This is a genomic window from Bacillus sp. FSL R5-0654 (assembly GCF_038008745.1).
Classification (GTDB): domain Bacteria; phylum Bacillota; class Bacilli; order Bacillales; family Bacillaceae; genus Bacillus; species Bacillus safensis.
Map to the genome: position 1 here is coordinate 1,328,057 of NZ_JBBOZV010000001.1, position 14,924 is coordinate 1,342,980.

15 protein-coding genes and 2 riboswitches are annotated in these 14,924 nt (G+C 41.4%); of the genes, 10 read left to right on the forward strand and 5 right to left on the reverse strand.

Translation table 11 applies throughout. From position 1 onward, the window contains the following. The first annotated feature begins 154 nt into the window (after positions 1-154). The 3 genes from NSS76_RS06600 to NSS76_RS06610 all read left to right on the forward strand — a co-directional run bounded on the left by NSS76_RS06600 (position 155) and on the right by NSS76_RS06610 (position 3,085). Positions 155-2,365 carry a PAS domain S-box protein gene (locus NSS76_RS06600; RefSeq protein ID WP_341081380.1) on the forward strand — a complete coding sequence of 737 codons (2,211 nt, stop codon included), beginning with the start codon at positions 155-157 and terminating at the stop codon, positions 2,363-2,365. A 1-nt stretch (position 2,366) separates the two neighbouring features. After that, positions 2,367-2,858, forward strand: coding sequence for a methylated-DNA--[protein]-cysteine S-methyltransferase (locus NSS76_RS06605; RefSeq protein WP_341081382.1), 492 nt, complete (start codon positions 2,367-2,369; stop codon positions 2,856-2,858). Positions 2,859-2,947: 89 nt separating this feature from the next. Further along, positions 2,948-3,085 (forward strand): hypothetical protein, encoded by a 138-nt coding sequence (locus NSS76_RS06610; RefSeq protein WP_162860203.1) that lies wholly within the window; start codon positions 2,948-2,950, stop codon positions 3,083-3,085. Between the two features lie 24 nt (positions 3,086-3,109). On the opposite strand, the gene mtnA is transcribed toward NSS76_RS06610, so the two are convergent. Together mtnA and mtnK are read right to left on the reverse strand one after the other, a co-directional pair. After that, positions 3,110-4,171, reverse strand: coding sequence for an S-methyl-5-thioribose-1-phosphate isomerase (gene mtnA, locus NSS76_RS06615; RefSeq protein ID WP_341081384.1), 1,062 nt, complete (start codon positions 4,169-4,171; stop codon positions 3,110-3,112). A 6-nt stretch (positions 4,172-4,177) separates the two neighbouring features. Then, the gene (gene mtnK / locus NSS76_RS06620) at positions 4,178-5,371 is read right to left on the reverse strand and encodes an S-methyl-5-thioribose kinase (protein ID WP_024424671.1); all 1,194 of its coding nucleotides are present in this window, start codon (positions 5,369-5,371) and stop codon (positions 4,178-4,180) included. Positions 5,372-5,451: 80 nt separating this feature from the next. Beyond that, positions 5,452-5,609, reverse strand: a riboswitch (SAM riboswitch). Positions 5,610-5,773: 164 nt separating this feature from the next. Here mtnK and NSS76_RS06625 point away from each other — a divergent pair. The 6 genes from NSS76_RS06625 (at position 5,774) to NSS76_RS06650 (ending at position 10,820) form a co-directional block, all read left to right on the forward strand. After that, the gene (locus tag NSS76_RS06625; RefSeq protein WP_103132203.1) at positions 5,774-6,964 is read left to right on the forward strand and encodes a pyridoxal phosphate-dependent aminotransferase; all 1,191 of its coding nucleotides are present in this window, start codon (positions 5,774-5,776) and stop codon (positions 6,962-6,964) included. A 44-nt stretch (positions 6,965-7,008) separates the two neighbouring features. Then, a riboswitch (SAM riboswitch) is annotated at positions 7,009-7,110 on the forward strand. Between the two features lie 102 nt (positions 7,111-7,212). Beyond that, positions 7,213-8,433, forward strand: a complete 1,221-nt coding sequence (gene mtnW / locus NSS76_RS06630; protein ID WP_044331877.1) for a 2,3-diketo-5-methylthiopentyl-1-phosphate enolase — start codon at positions 7,213-7,215, stop codon at positions 8,431-8,433. Beyond that, positions 8,433-9,128: a 2-hydroxy-3-keto-5-methylthiopentenyl-1-phosphate phosphatase gene (locus NSS76_RS06635; protein WP_024424674.1), complete on the forward strand. Its 696-nt coding sequence runs from the start codon at positions 8,433-8,435 to the stop codon at positions 9,126-9,128. The genes mtnW and NSS76_RS06635 overlap by 1 nt, the downstream gene beginning before the upstream one ends. After that, positions 9,092-9,730: a methylthioribulose 1-phosphate dehydratase gene (locus NSS76_RS06640; RefSeq protein ID WP_024424675.1), complete on the forward strand. Its 639-nt coding sequence runs from the start codon at positions 9,092-9,094 to the stop codon at positions 9,728-9,730. Before NSS76_RS06635 ends, NSS76_RS06640 begins: the two co-directional genes overlap by 37 nt. A gap of 16 nt (positions 9,731-9,746) precedes the next feature. Then, positions 9,747-10,277, forward strand: coding sequence for a 1,2-dihydroxy-3-keto-5-methylthiopentene dioxygenase (locus tag NSS76_RS06645; RefSeq protein WP_044331880.1), 531 nt, complete (start codon positions 9,747-9,749; stop codon positions 10,275-10,277). A 300-nt stretch (positions 10,278-10,577) separates the two neighbouring features. Further along, complete coding sequence (locus NSS76_RS06650; RefSeq protein WP_024424676.1) at positions 10,578-10,820, forward strand: aspartyl-phosphate phosphatase Spo0E family protein; 243 nt, start codon at positions 10,578-10,580, stop codon at positions 10,818-10,820. A gap of 46 nt (positions 10,821-10,866) precedes the next feature. Here the strand turns inward: NSS76_RS06650 and NSS76_RS06655 are convergent, their stop codons facing one another. Continuing rightward, on the reverse strand, positions 10,867-12,372 hold the full coding sequence (locus NSS76_RS06655) for an ATP-binding protein (RefSeq protein WP_044331882.1): 1,506 nt from the start codon (positions 12,370-12,372) through the stop codon (positions 10,867-10,869). 204 nt (positions 12,373-12,576) lie between these two features. Between NSS76_RS06655 and NSS76_RS06660 the strand changes: the two genes are divergently transcribed. Beyond that, positions 12,577-13,032, forward strand: a complete 456-nt coding sequence (locus tag NSS76_RS06660; protein ID WP_044331884.1) for a MarR family winged helix-turn-helix transcriptional regulator — start codon at positions 12,577-12,579, stop codon at positions 13,030-13,032. A 192-nt stretch (positions 13,033-13,224) separates the two neighbouring features. On the opposite strand, the gene motB is transcribed toward NSS76_RS06660, so the two are convergent. Together motB and motA are read right to left on the reverse strand one after the other, a co-directional pair. Continuing rightward, a complete protein-coding gene (gene motB / locus NSS76_RS06665) occupies positions 13,225-13,995 on the reverse strand; it encodes a flagellar motor protein MotB (protein ID WP_024424679.1) in 771 nt (256 codons plus the stop codon). Further along, positions 13,988-14,782, reverse strand: a complete 795-nt coding sequence (gene motA, locus NSS76_RS06670; protein ID WP_024424680.1) for a flagellar motor stator protein MotA — start codon at positions 14,780-14,782, stop codon at positions 13,988-13,990. The genes motB and motA overlap by 8 nt, the downstream gene beginning before the upstream one ends. Between the last annotated feature and the right edge of the window lie 142 nt (positions 14,783-14,924).

Here is a 14,924-nt window from a genome sequence, read left to right on the forward strand (position 1 = left end):
AAAGTGAATCGTTATACAATCCTGTCATCCAAATGAAATAAATGAGACAGTCTTCGTGTAAAAAGTTATCTTTTTTTATGAGTCGAATGAAGGAACAATGAAAATATTGTAGAAATATTGTAGAGGAATGAGGCTGGAAAAGGAGTGTAAGAGAATGACTGAAACGCTCGATGGCAATAGGTTAACCCCTGCGGGAGATATCAGAAAATTAGAAAAAGAGAACGAATATTTGCGAACTGAGTTGATGCAGCAAAAAATGCTGTTAAATAAGACGCTCGATGCCATTTTTATATTTGATCAGCACCTCAACATCATCCAAGCCAACGAAGCAACATGCAGGCTTGTCCAGACACCGAAAGAAGACCTCCTCAATAAATCCGTTCTAGATTTCCTATACGGCATCCCGAAAGATAAAGTTGAATGCTCACTCGATCTATTTTTTCGAAAAGGTACGTTAAAAAGAGAAATCTCCATTCAGCTGGAAAATGGCGAAACAAAATACATTGAATTTGTCGCAGAGCACGACACTATGAATCAGCAGTATATAGTGGTTATGCGAGATATTTCCTCAAAGAAAATATTAGAACGAGAACGCTCCATGAATGAGCAGCTGTTCAAAGATTTGTTTGACCGAGCGATTGACGGGATGGTCATTTTTGATCAGGATGGCTGCATGATTGATGCGAATCATTCTTTTTGTCAGAGCTTTGAGCTGCAAAAGACTGATTTAACCGATCGCTATTTACATGAATTTGTCGAAAAAGAAAATCTTCCCGCCTTGCAGCATCTTTTAACGTCACTTAAAGAAACAGGGAAAGCAAAAGGGGAGCTTCCTGTTACCCTTCAATCTGGCCAGCAAAAACTATTTGAACTCACCATCACATCAAATGTGATGAGTGGTTTTTATATGTCCATCATGCGGGATATTACAGAAAAAAGACTGATGGAAGAGAAGCTGTTAAAAAGTGAAGAACGTTTTAGAGAAATTTTCGAAAATGCAATGGATGCCATCATCATATGGGCGGACGATGGAGAGATTGTGAAAGCCAATGAATCAGCCTGCCGAATTTTTGAATTACCTATGCACTCGCTGATTGGCAAAAAACTTACCGATTTTCTGGTCAAATCTGATAAGAGATATAGACCAACAAGAAGACGCTATATCCGGAATCATGAAATAAGGGAAGAGCTATTGTTCAAAATGGCAAATGGACAGTATAAAGAGCTTGAGTTTACATCAAAGCATGCGGTATTAGAAGGACAGCACTTAACCATTTTACGTAATGTAAGTGATCGAAAAAGAATGGAGCAGGAGCTGCGCGAAAGTGAGCTTAAATTCCGCAAAGTATTTAATGGATCAATGGACGGCATTGTTCTTTTTGATAATCAATACCGAATTATTGAAGTCAATCCATCTGCCAGCGAGCTGCTTCAATTGAAGGACGATCATTTAACAGAAATGAATCTTTTCCACATCCTTGCCCCTTATCAAATAGAAAATTTGGCTCAGCCTGCCGAGGCGATGTCATTAGATGAAATGGATAATGAGGTTCCGTTTGTACTGAACCATCCAGATCAGCGTATCCTGGAATTCTCTTTTAAACGCAACATTATCCATAATATGAATTTGGCGATCTTTAGAGATGTGACAGAGCGGAAGGAATTAGAAGAGCGGGTGAGAAAATCAGATACCCTTCATGTGGTCGGAGAGCTTGCCGCTGGAATTGCTCATGAAATTAGAAACCCGATGACAGCCTTAAAAGGCTTCATTCAGCTGTTAAAAGGAAATATAGAAGGGGAGTATTCGCTCTATTTCAATGTCATCACATCAGAGCTGAAAAGAATTGAATCCATCATCACCGAATTTTTGATTTTAGCGAAACCGCAAGCCATTGTATATGAAGAAAAAAATGTGGTGCAGATTGTGAAAGACACGATGGATCTTCTGCACGCACAGGCGAATCTTGGCAATGTTCAAATGCATCTCAATGTGCTGGATGAGATTCCGCTCATTTATTGTGAACAAAACCAATTAAAGCAGGTCTTTATTAACATTTTAAAAAATGCAATTGAAGTCATGCCGCGCAAAGGAAATGTCTATGTGAGCATTCAGCGGAAGGGTGAGGAGCATATTGTCATTTCACTGCGTGATGAAGGCTGCGGAATGGCAGAGGATAAGCTAAAGCGTCTAGGTGAGCCTTTTTATACAACGAAAGAAAGAGGAACTGGACTTGGCTTAATGGTTAGTTATAAAATTATTGAAGAGCATCAAGGAACCATTGAGGTAGAAAGTGAGGAAGGCGTAGGAACCGTCTTCCATCTCACGCTGCCACTTAGGCAGCAGAAACAAGAAGGAGAGCAGTAACGTGTATTATACCGTCTATCACGCACCTATCGGGGAATTATACATACTAGAAAAGGATGGTGCCATCATCGAGGTGATGTTTGATGATGAACCGTTTTTAGCAAAAAAGCAGGCAGCGAATCTAAAGCAAGCAGATACGCCTGTCTTACAAGAAGCGAAAAAGCAGCTAGATGAATATTTCAAGGGTGAGCGTCAAGTATTCGATCTCCCGCTCAAGCAAGCAGGTTCCCCGTTCCAAGAGCAGGTGTGGGGAGCATTGTCGGCCATACCATATGGTCAATCAAAAAGCTATACAGACATTGCAGAAGCGATTGGCAATCCAAAGGCTGTAAGAGCCATCGGACAAGCTAACAGACGAAATGCATTACCTATTTTTATTCCATGTCACAGGGTGATTGGAAAAGACCGGTCTCTGACGGGCTATGCAGGATCGAAGACAGACATGAAAGCGGTCCTCCTTGAATTAGAAGGCATCCCATTTGTTCAAAAATAAATCGATTGACCTGTTCCAAATGTTTGTCAAGCGACATATCCTTTTATTAAGCTAAAAAAGTTGGTTGAGGGAAAAAGGAGGGCGCTGGCATGTTTTGGGGCAAAAAAGGTAAAATGTATGCCGTTACGTCACTATGTGTCAAAATGAACGTTTTGACAGAAGAACAAAAAAAAGAAATCTTAACAAAAACGAATCAAGAAACAAAAAAGCGCGGTGCTCTTAAATGACAAGAACACGGCGCTTTTTTGCGATCATTGGGAGATGCTTTCGGCGAAAAGAGCATCAATCTCTTCTGCATAGTTCGATGTGATAATTCCCTTTTCTGTAATGATGCCTGAAATAAGATGATGAGGAGTGACATCAAAGGCGGGATTGAATACCTGAACATCAGGCGGTGCAATGGGGACGCCGTTTAATTCCTTTACTTCCAGCGGGTCGCGCTCTTCAATTGGAATATCTGACCCGTCGCGGGTGGATACATCAAAGGTTGAAAGCGGTGCTGCTACAAAAAACGGAATGTTAAAATGCTTGGCTAGAACGGCAAGACCTAACGTTCCAATCTTATTTGCTGTATCTCCATTACGGGCGATACGGTCAGCTCCAACAATGACAGCAGAAATTTGCTTTTCCTTCATCGTATGGGCTGCCATGTTATCTGTAATGAGCGTCACATCCACGCCGCCTTGCATAAGCTCCCATGTTGTCAGACGAGCACCTTGAAGAACAGGGCGTGTTTCGCATGCATAAATGTGAAGATCAAGATTTTTCTTTTTGGCTAAATAAAAGGGAGCAAGGGCTGTTCCGTACCGGCTCGTTGCGATGGAGCCTGCATTACAAATGGTCATGATACGGTCACCTGATTTAAAGAGCTGAAGAGCATTTTGACCGATTTGTCTGCATGTTTCTTCATCTTCAATTTGAATTTGAATGGCTTCATGGACAAGGTCTGTTTTGGCTGCATTCACTGATGCTGCACGCTGAATGCGCTGCAGCAGCCGGTCTAATGCCCAAGCGAGGTTCACAGCGGTTGGACGAGCACTGTTTAAATATTCTTTGATTCGAATGACTTCTTGTTTAAACACATCCATTTCTTCTGTCTCAATGGCTTGCGCACTAAGCGCCAGCCCAAAAGCTGCTGTAATGCCAATCGCAGGCGCTCCGCGTACTTTTAATGACACAATCGCATCATACACATCTTCTTTCGTATATAAATGCTCAAATACGGTTTCGGCCGGTAATTTTTGCTGATTTAAAATGTGAATACGGTTTTCTTCCCATTCGACAGAACGGGGGACTTCCAATTCTTTTGACAAAACCCGTCACTCCTTTACAGATGGCTGGAATAATGCGACGAGATCAGACGCTGTTTCCACTGTATGATATTGTTTGATAAATGTTTTTCCAAGTGTCAGTGCTGCTTTTTTCTGCTGAATCCGTCTCGTTGGTGATGGAATCGCATCAAGATCAGCGGCATGAGCAAGACCGATTGTTCGGCGGACAAGCTCACAGCCGGCAAAGCCTGTCGCTTCTTTTAAAATCCGGTCAAAGGTTGTTTCTAAAAAGCTGTCCGATACACTAAACGCTTCAATGCTGTCCTCTTTCCAAGCTTTTGTGAACACTTCTTTGAAGGTTGCCCATACATTGACGACATGGTCAAAAAGGTGCTGCTGCTCGTGTTCATTCTCGCGAGATAAAGCATTCAGGAACAGATTGGCGATAAAGTGGCCGATATCGAATCCAAAGGGGCCGTAAAACGCGAATTCTGGATCAATGATTTTCGTTTCAGTCTCATTTGCAAAAATACTGCCTGTATGAAGATCTCCATGAACCAATGTTTCAGCTGATGTCAGGAAGATACGCTTCAATTCCGCTGCTTTGGCTTGCAGCTCAAGATCTGCCCAAAGCGCTTCTGCTGATTCTCTTAATTCTTCTTCGAAGTCATTTGTTTCACTATCAAAGAAAGGGTCTGTGAAGACGAGTTTTTCTGTAATATCACACAGGTCAGGGTTCGTAAATTGCTTCACAAATTGTTTTTTGATTTTAGGATTTGTAGCAAAGTCAGATGTGTAAAAAAGTGTTTTTCCTAAAAATTCTCCAACATGATCAGATAAATGCGGATATTGTTTTCCGGCAATTAGCCCTTTTCTGACGATTTCTAAGTGAGATAGATCCTCCATGGCTGTCACTGCAAGAGCTGTATCTGAATAATAGACTGCTGGTACGAGGTGCGGCGCATATTCTGACTGCTTGATCAGGGCGGCACTTTCAATTCTTGCCCGGTCTAATGTAAGCGGCCAGCTCTCCCCAACCACCTTTGCATAAGGCAGCGCCTGCTTGATGATCAATCCTTTTTCTTGTTTGTGATCATAAATATGAAAGACGTAATTTAAATTCCCGTCACCAATTTCAGTACATGTCAAATGACTGCTTTCTTGGATCAAACCAAGTCTAATTGCGAGTGCAACTGCCGAGCTTTCTGTTAGTTCTTCATATGATGCCGTAAGTGTAACCAATTGCTTCCCCTCCAAATCATATAAAAAAGCCTCTTTCTCCTGAGAGAAAGAGGCTTGATGGTGTGTATGCTCAAAGCCTCTCTTATCTCTCAGCACATACGTCTGATGGAATTAGCACCGTGCCCTATAAGACAATTGTCTTGGCGCGTTACTTGCTGCGCCCCACTTCACAGTGGTATTAACGGTCGGTTGCTGTTGGGGTCAAAAGGCCAAATCCCTCGCCCAACTCTCGATAAGAGAAATCAATATGTAATTGTTTCGTGTCTGTTTGCATTTCTTAATTCAAGATATTATCAGAGCGTTGCTTTACATGTCAATCTTTTTTCAAAATTGCTTTACAATTCATAAAACAATCCATTACAGTGATTGTATTGTCACGTAACTTGAATAGAAGGTGAAGAAATGGAATTCCAGCAATCAGATGTGTTGAAACAATTACCGAAACAATTTTTTGCGTCCCTTGTCCAAAAGGTGCAGAAAAAAGTGCAGGAAGGGGCAGATATCATTAATTTGGGGCAGGGAAATCCTGATCAGCCAACTCCTCCGCACATTGTAAAAGCCATGCAGAAAGCGGTAGCAAAACCTGAAAATCATCAATACTCCTCATTCCGTGGAACAGCGAAATTAAAAAAGGCTGCTGCCGCTTTTTATGAAAGAGAATATGGCGTCACACTTGATCCAAAGACGGAAATTGCGATTTTATTTGGCGGGAAAGCAGGGCTTGTTGAGCTGCCGCAATGCCTGCTGAATCCGGGTGATACGCTTCTTGTCCCTGATCCTGGCTATCCTGATTATTGGTCAGGCGCTGTGCTTGCTGGAGCGCAAATGGTAACCATGCCACTTCTTGAAAAAAATCATTTTTTACCTGACTACGATTTGCTGCCTGAAGATGATAAGAAAAAGGCAAAATTAATGTATTTAAATTACCCCAACAATCCGACGGGGGCTACGGCAAGCCGTTCATTTTTTGAAGAAACCGTTACATTTGCGAAAGATCACAAGCTATGTGTTGTCCATGATTTTGCATATGGCGGCATTGGATTTGATGGAGAAAAGCCGCTCAGCTTTCTGCAAATAGAGGGAGCGAAAGAGACGGGAATAGAAATTTACACCTTGTCTAAAACGTACAATATGGCAGGGTGGAGAGTAGGATTTGCAGCTGGAAATTCATCTGTTATTGAAGCCATTGAGCTTTATCAGGATCATCTGTTTGTCTCCCTGTTTAAAGCCACTCAAGATGCAGCAGCGGAAGCCCTATTAAGCGATCAAACGTGTGTACAGGTGCAAAATGATCGATATGAGAAAAGGCGGAATGTATGGATTGCTGCCTGCAAAGAAATTGGCTGGGAAGTCAGTGCACCAAAGGGATCATTTTTTGCTTGGTTAAAGGTGCCGGAAGGATATACATCTGAAGCCTTTTCTGACTTATTATTAGAGAAGGCTCATGTTGTGGTTGCGCCAGGTAATGGCTTTGGTGCTCACGGTGAAGGGTACGTGAGAGTAGGACTTCTAACAAGCGAAGAGCGGTTACAAGAAGCTGCTCAGCGCATCGCTGCCTTGAATCTTTTTGAAAAAAAGCCATTGACAACATAAAAAAATGGTGCGATAATTCAGGCAATATTTAAGAAAATTGAATATTCTTATCAAGAGTAGGCAGAGGGACTAGCCCAATGAAGCCCGGCAACCGACTTCCATGAAGCACGGTGCTAATTCTTGCAGCAAGCGCTGAGAGATAAGATTCGGACGAATGACACGAAACAACCTCTTTAAGGCGCTCAAGAAGCACTTGAAGAGGTTTTTTTATTGAACATATGCATGACGCAATCGAAAGGGGATTCCTAGTGAGTGAATTACTGGCAACATACGTATTAACACATCGAGAGGATGAACAAATAAATCGAAAAGCGGAGCAGATCGCGCTTGGTTTAACAGTTGGATCATGGACGGATTTGCCGCAGCTCAAAAAGGAGCAGCTTCAAAAGCATAAAGGCCGAGTTGAAAAAGTATTAGAAAAAGCTGCTCCAGCCGAAAATGGTCTTTATCAATCAGAGGTGACGATTGCTTATCCTGAGGCAAACTTTTCAGCTGATTTACCAGCAGTTTTCACGACGATTTTTGGAAAGCTTTCACTAGACGGAAAAGTGAAGCTAGTCGATATCCAATTTTCTGAAGAATTTAAAAAAAGCCTGCCAGGACCTGTATTTGGAATTGATGGCATTCGAAAAAAGGTAAATGTGTTTGATCGTCCATTATTGATGAGTATTTTTAAAGGCGTTATCGGCCGTGATATGCAGGATTTAAAAGAGCAGCTCCGTTTACAGGCATTAGGCGGGGTTGACTTCATCAAAGACGATGAAATTTTATTTGAAAGTCCATTAGCTCCTTTTGAAGAGCGAATCAAAGAAGGAAAAGCGATTTTAAAAGAAACCTATGAAGAGACAGGACACCGCACGCTGTATGCTGTCAATTTAACGGGCAGAACCTTTGACCTGAAGGATCGGGCGAGAAAGGCCGCTGAACTTGGGGCAGATGCGCTCTTATTCAATGTCTTTGCTTACGGCCTTGATGTCATGCAAAGCCTAGCTGAGGACCCAGACATTCCACTGCCGATTATGGCGCATCCCGCTGTGAGTGGTGCTTTGACATCCTCTCCTGAATATGGATTCTCGCATTCTCTTCTTTTAGGCAAATTAAATCGATATGCTGGCGCTGATTTGAGCCTTTTCCCCTCACCTTATGGGTCGGTTGCACTTCCGAAAAAAGATGCCCTTGGAATCTATGAAGCTTGCGTAAAAGAGGATACGGTTCAAAAAACATTCCCTGTCCCGTCAGCAGGCATTCATCCAGGAATGGTTCCAGTATTAATCAAAGATTTTGGAATTGATCATGTGATAAATGCAGGTGGAGGCATTCACGGACATCCGCGGGGAGCCATCGGCGGAGGGAAGGCATTTCGTTCGATCATTGATGCCGTGATTCATGAAGAGTCCATCCAAGATAAGGCGGCTTCCTGCCAAGACTTAAAAGCGGCACTTGATCTTTGGGGAAGGGTAGCAGAATAATGAAAAAACCAATTGTATGTTGTGATTTTGATGGAACAATTACAAAAAATGATAATATCATCCGCATCATGAAACAGTTTGCACCAAGTGAATGGACGAAGCTGAAGGATGGTGTCCTGTCAAAGGAAATCACCATTCAAGAAGGCGTCGGGCAAATGTTTCAATTGCTGACAAGTGATCAGAAGGATGCCATTCAATCATTTATTTTAGAGGATACAGAGATTCGAGAAGGATTTAAGCAATTTGTGTATGAGGTAAAAAAAGCAGATATTCCTTTCTATGTACTTAGCGGGGGGATGGACTTTTTTGTCTACCCTATCCTCGAAGGAATTGTCGATCGAGACGATATTTATTGCAACCATGCATCATTTGGGGAAGACCATATTCAGATTGAATGGCCGCATGCCTGCGATACGCAATGTCAAAATGGCTGTGGATGCTGCAAGCCCTCAATCATTCGAAAGCTGACTCGTGAGGATGACTTCATCATCATGATCGGAGATTCAGTGACTGATGTGGAGGCGGCGAAGCATGCGGATCTTACGTTTGCACGAGACTACTTGCTCAATGAATGTCAAGAGCTCGGGCTCGTACATAAGGAGTATGAAACATTTATTGATCTACACGCGCAATTTGTTCAAATAAAGGAAGTGAAGGAATGGCAGACGCAAAGAGCAAACGCTGGCAGGAGCTAGCAGACGTTAAACGTGAACTGGCCCAAAGAGATTGGTTTTTCGGAACAAGCGGTAATTTATCGATCAAGGTGTCGGATGATCCAATCACGTTTTTGGTGACGGCAAGCGGCAAAGATAAACGAAAAGAAACAAACGAAGATTTTGTGCTAGTAAATGCAGCAGGCCAGCCCCATCATCCGAACGAGCCGCTTAGACCATCAGCTGAAACACTGCTTCACACGTACGTGTATGAACGGACGAAAGCAGGCTGCTGCCTCCATGTCCATACAATCGATAATAATGTGATGTCAGAGCTGTATGGGGATAAGGGAGAGATTCGTTTTAAAGGCAACGAAATCATCAAAGCGCTTGGTTATTGGGAAGAGGATGCAGAAGTGTCGATTCCGATTATTGAAAATCCAGCTCATATTCCGCAGCTTGCAGAGCAATTTGCCAAACATCTGACACTAGAGGCGTCATCTGGTGCTGTACTCATTCGCAATCATGGCATCACGGTCTGGGGAAAAACAGCCTTTGAAGCAAAACGAGTATTAGAAGCATATGAATTTTTATTTAGCTATCACTTAAAATTAGCGCTTTATCAACAGCAGCTTGTAAGATAAAAAGGAGGAAAAGCACATGGCGACGATTTTGATTCATAACGAAGAAAACACATTACTGGAAAGCGAGCAAGAGGTAGCATCATATTTAGAAAACCAAGGGGTCATTTATGAGCATTGGGATATTGAAAAGCTGCCAAACCGTTTATCAGAAAAGTATGATTTAACTGATGAGGAAAAGGAAGAGATTTTGACTGTTTTCCAAAAGGAAATCCAAAGTATTTCTGAAAAAAGAGGGTACAAAGCGCAGGATGTCATTTCATTGTCTGATGCCACTACAAATCTTGATGAGCTGCTCCAAAACTTTAAACGTGAGCATCACCATACAGATGATGAAGTACGCTTTATTGTGAGCGGGCACGGAATCTTTGCTATTCAAGGCAAGGATGGCGTCTTTTTTGATGTGAGATTGAATCCAGGTGATTTAATTTCTGTGCCGCCAAACATTCGTCATTACTTTACACTTCAAGAGGACCGCAAAGTGGTCGCAGTTCGCATATTTGTCACAACTGAGGGCTGGGTGCCGATTTACGAGGAAGAAACGGTTTAATGATAGAGCTGATCATTCCGCATGAGGCGGAAGATCAGCTTTTTTTTAGGAAATTAGACATGAAATGAGAAAGAAAATAGTTGATTTTGATCTTCTGCATAGGATAAAATTCTGTTTAATCAATGTGTCAGTCCTGTCCAAATTTGAAGTTTACCCCCAAATTTGATTGGGTAAAAGGTCTTTAGGCTGTAAAAAATTAAATAAAATAAGCATATTTAATTTAATTTACAAATAAAGTATAATTTTGGTGTCGGATCATTTTGAGCATAGACAGTCGAATTCATTGCGGGAGCTGAGATCATGAATATTTATGTAAGGAAAGAACAATTGCTGATGTCCATTGATGAGAAGAGAAAACAAATGGTAGAAGCTGCTCAAGTGGAAGGGTACACTGGTGAGAAGACAATTAAATATAGTCAAGAACTGGACAACCTGATGAATGAGTATCAGCATCTTCTTTTTCATGAGAAACAATCTGCCCCCTCCTTTCATGATCTTGTGTCTCAAATGAGTCTTTTATCTGTGAACCGCCCCTCTTATTGACATGAAAAACCGGTCTTGCATAAGCAAAACCGGCTGACATCTTCAGTTATGCTGAGTGAGCAGAAGGAAGCATGATCATAACAGTCGTTCCTTTATTCACTTCGCTATGAATATCAATTGTTCCGCCATACATCGAAATGATTCGTTTACACACGACAAGCCCAAGACCTGTGCCTTTTTCCTTCGACGTAATAAAGGGGAGGAAGATGTGCTTTAACATCTCTTCTGGTATGCCTTCACCTGTATCCTCTACTTTAATGATGACATGTTCTTTTTCAGCTTCGATTACAATCTTCAAATGACCGCCGTTTGGCATCGCTTCTAAAGAGTTCTTTGCTACATTTAAAACGACTTGTTTAATATGATCCTTTGTGCAATACACGCCCACATCTTGAATCGTATTGATTTGCAAATCCACTTCCACATTATAAAGGTTTGCCTCAGAGAAAACGATCGGCATGATCTCACTTACAATTTCTTTTACAGAGTTATTTTGCCATTTTTCTGCCGTTGGTTTTCCTAATACAAGAAATTCACTGACGATTTGGTTGATCCGTTTAATCTCTTCCTCGATGACAGAAAAATAGAGCTGATCTTCTTCTGAATGATACTTCTTTTGCAATAGCTGGATAAATCCGCTAATCCCTGTTAATGGGTTGCGAATTTCGTGTGCTGTACTTGCTGCGAGTGTTCCGATCAATTCAAGCTTTTGCGCTTCATTTTCATGACGCTCCTGCTGAGTTTGCCGCCTTAACACGATATATTGGACGAGTGTGAATAAAATATTTAATAAAATAAACGCACTGGATAAAGGGATGAGCATCACAGACAGCACTTCACTAGTTGAAGCACGCTGCGGAAAGACCTCCAGCTTCCAGCTGTTTTCATCTAAATATGTAGACACGGTGCTGCCGCCCTCGGGTACTGGCTGTGGACCGCTTGTAAACACGACATGTCCATTTTGATTCAGCATCTTAAAATGAAGATCAGGGTTCAATACATTCATAATATTTCTTAAATAATCAATTTGAATGGCGGCAATCAGTACATTGGTGACCTCTTCGTTTTCATCGAGAACAGGCACACAAATGGAGAGAATCCGCTGTTTTGTAATTCGGCTCACATAGTTGTCTGTGATCACGGTCTGCTTGGTCACTTGAATGCGTTTAAAGTAATCTCTGAATGATAGGTTGATTTTTTCCTTTAACGGGGTGGTGCTTGCTGTTACATTTCCTTTTTTGTCTAGGAGATACAGACCTGAAAAACGAGGTTCTTGTTTATAGATGTTCTCTAGGATGTTTTGTACTTTTTTCGTCTCAAGCGGCTGGTCAAATCCCATGGCAAGGGAAGTTAATCTCGCTTCTGTCTCACTTATTAAATAATTCATTTGGTTTTTGTGAATATTTAACATAAGTGTAGCAGTTTGTTTGTTCTTTAAATCGATTTTTTCAGTTTCTTTTTCGTAGATAAAATAACTAATGATTAGGGTTGGAAGCATGACCAAAATAAGGTAAAGCCTGATCTTTTTCCAAAACCCTTTCAGTATACTCATCATTCATCGCTCCAACGTATTACCTAATAGACTTATTATAGCATTGAACCTATCTTTATTACGATGACTTGTGTGATTTTTAAAAAATTAGGTGATTCGTTCTGGTCTCATTTTCGTGCTAAAGATGGATCAAAATGTTGACATTTTACTTATTGTTTATTAATGTCACATTAGTAGGTTGCATTTCATAAAGGATGATAAAAAATGGAAAATCATAATGTTGAAAAATCATTGAAACTATTTATTGTATTATCACGTGCCTATCGCTCAATTAATCATCACATGAACAAACATATTGTGAAGCACGGGCTGAATCCAACTGAATTTGCTGTGCTAGAATTGCTATATCATAAAGGTGATCAGCCGCTTCAGCAAATCGGTGATAAGATTTTACTTGCAAGCGGCAGCATCACGTATGTGGTCGATAAATTGGAGAAGAAAGAACTCCTCAGTCGCAAGGCTTGTGCAGAAGACCGCAGAGTGACATTTGCGCATATTACCAAGCAGGGACGAGCTTTGCTTGATGACATCTTCCCAGATCATGCGAAAGAAATTCATGAGATGATCAGTGTCCTGAGCGAAGAAGAGAAAGATGCCTGCATCGATATGCTCAAACATGTAGGGCTGCGTGCAAAGCATTTATATGATCATCAAGACTAAATAAAAAGGAAGCCGCCGGCTTCCTTTTCAGCGCGCAGGCAATCCCTCGCATTCGGCGTTAGTCCTGCGTTCCGGTACTCGTTCCTAGACTGCAAAGGTATTATATCACGCTGAAAAGAAGACAAAGGGCTAAAATAGAGATCATTTTAGCCCTTTGTCAACAATCTGTAAAGAAGCCCCTGGCTTCTTTTTTTATTTCGCTTTTTTCTCAATCGGTAAAATGAGTACTTCTACACGCCGGTTTTTACTTCTGCCTTCTGCTGTATCGTTTGAGGCAATCGGTTTGAATTCGCCGTATCCTTTTGTACTAAAGTTCTCTTGGTTTAGATTGCTGTTTTCAAGAAGAATATTTAAAAAGTTCACAGCGCGAATGGCGCTTAAATACCAGTTTGATTCAAATTCTGAATTTCTGATCGGTACATTATCTGTATGTCCGCTAATGACAATGTCACGTGCGGGATTAATGACGAGCAGTTTTGAGATTTCTTTTGCTAACGGGACATCTTGAGGGCGAATAACTGCCCGCCCAGAATCAAAGAAGATACTGTCTTCAATCGTAATGAGAAGTCCTTCATCCGTAAGCTTTGTTTCGAGCTTGGCACCAAGTTTTTTATTTGCAATGAATGAATCGACCTGTTTTTTGACCTTTGTGAGAACCGCTTGGTCCCTAGCCTTTGCTTTGGCTTCTTCATCTTTCTCTTCCTCGGCTGCTTTCTTGACCTGGTTGCTGTTTTCAGTTTCTTCCGTGCTTTGCATGCTGGATTGATCCATAACACCGGTACCGCCAGTAAAAACTACATTAAAAGACTTAGCCATCTGTTCATATTTTGCCGCATCAATTGAACTAGATGCAAAAAGCACAATGAAGAGGGCGAGAAGAAGCGTCAGAAGATCGGCATAAGGGATAAGCCAAGATTCATCTACATGGTCTTCATGATCATGGTTTTTACGTTTCCTAGCCATTTTGATTTTCTCCTTCTTCAATGACAAGATTTGCACGTTCTTTTGCTGGTAAGTACATAAGAAGTTTTTGTTCAATGACTTTTGGAGACTGGCCTTCAAGAACAGACAGAATACCTTCGATCATAATCAGACGAAGCTTTACTTCTTCCTTTGATTTACGCTTCAGTTTGTTGGCAAATGGATGCCATAATACATACCCGGTAAAAATCCCAAGCAGTGTGGCGACGAAGGCAGCACTGATTGCATGACCAAGTGCCTCAATATCTCCCATGTTGGCAAGTGCGGCAATAAGTCCGACAACGGCGCCAAGTACCCCTAGCGTCGGAGCGTATGTACCAGCTTGTGTAAAGATTAATGCACCTGACTGATGTCGTTCAGACATGGCGTCAACTTCTTCTGTTAAGACGTCACGAATAAATTCAGCACTTTGGCCGTCAACTGCCATGCTTAACCCGTTCTTTAGAAAATCATCATCGACTTCCTCAAGACTTGCTTCTAATGCCAAAAGACCTTCACGACGCGCAATTTGTGCCCAGTTTGAAAATAGAGGGATCATTTCTTGAATCGTTGGAAGCTGGCTGTCTTTGAAAATTTTGCCGAACAATTTTGGTGTTTTCTTAATTTCACTAGAAGGGAATGCGATGACAACAGCTGCAACCGTTCCAACAATGATGATTAATATAGCCGCCGGGTTGAGAAGAGCAGTTAGACTCACACCTTTCAAAACCATACCGACACCTAGTGCAATAAATGCTAAAATAATACCAATTAACGATGTTTTGTCCATTATCTCACCAAATCCTTTAACTATCTTTTTCTATAGTTAATATCGGTGTGTTCTAGAATGGTTTTAGTCAGAATATAAAATTAAGACAGTTTCTGTGAAGAATTTTTGACGAAAGCGCTTTCTAAATATGTAAAAGAAGAAA

Excerpts from the sequence above, each read along its gene's own strand:
- NSS76_RS06600 (WP_341081380.1), top strand. The coding sequence starts at position 155 with ATGACTGAAACGCTCGATGGCAATAGGTTAACCCCTGCGGGAGATATC.
- NSS76_RS06610 (WP_162860203.1), top strand. The coding sequence starts at position 2,948 with ATGTTTTGGGGCAAAAAAGGTAAAATGTATGCCGTTACGTCACTATGT.
- NSS76_RS06625 (WP_103132203.1), top strand. The coding sequence starts at position 5,774 with ATGGAATTCCAGCAATCAGATGTGTTGAAACAATTACCGAAACAATTT.
- NSS76_RS06635 (WP_024424674.1), top strand. The coding sequence starts at position 8,433 with ATGAAAAAACCAATTGTATGTTGTGATTTTGATGGAACAATTACAAAA.
- NSS76_RS06640 (WP_024424675.1), top strand. The coding sequence starts at position 9,092 with ATGGCAGACGCAAAGAGCAAACGCTGGCAGGAGCTAGCAGACGTTAAA.
- NSS76_RS06645 (WP_044331880.1), top strand. The coding sequence starts at position 9,747 with ATGGCGACGATTTTGATTCATAACGAAGAAAACACATTACTGGAAAGC.
- NSS76_RS06650 (WP_024424676.1), top strand. The coding sequence starts at position 10,578 with ATGAATATTTATGTAAGGAAAGAACAATTGCTGATGTCCATTGATGAG.
- NSS76_RS06655 (WP_044331882.1), bottom strand. The coding sequence starts at position 12,372 with ATGAGTATACTGAAAGGGTTTTGGAAAAAGATCAGGCTTTACCTTATT.
- NSS76_RS06660 (WP_044331884.1), top strand. The coding sequence starts at position 12,577 with ATGGAAAATCATAATGTTGAAAAATCATTGAAACTATTTATTGTATTA.
- motB (WP_024424679.1), bottom strand. The coding sequence starts at position 13,995 with ATGGCTAGGAAACGTAAAAACCATGATCATGAAGACCATGTAGATGAA.
- motA (WP_024424680.1), bottom strand. The coding sequence starts at position 14,782 with ATGGACAAAACATCGTTAATTGGTATTATTTTAGCATTTATTGCACTA.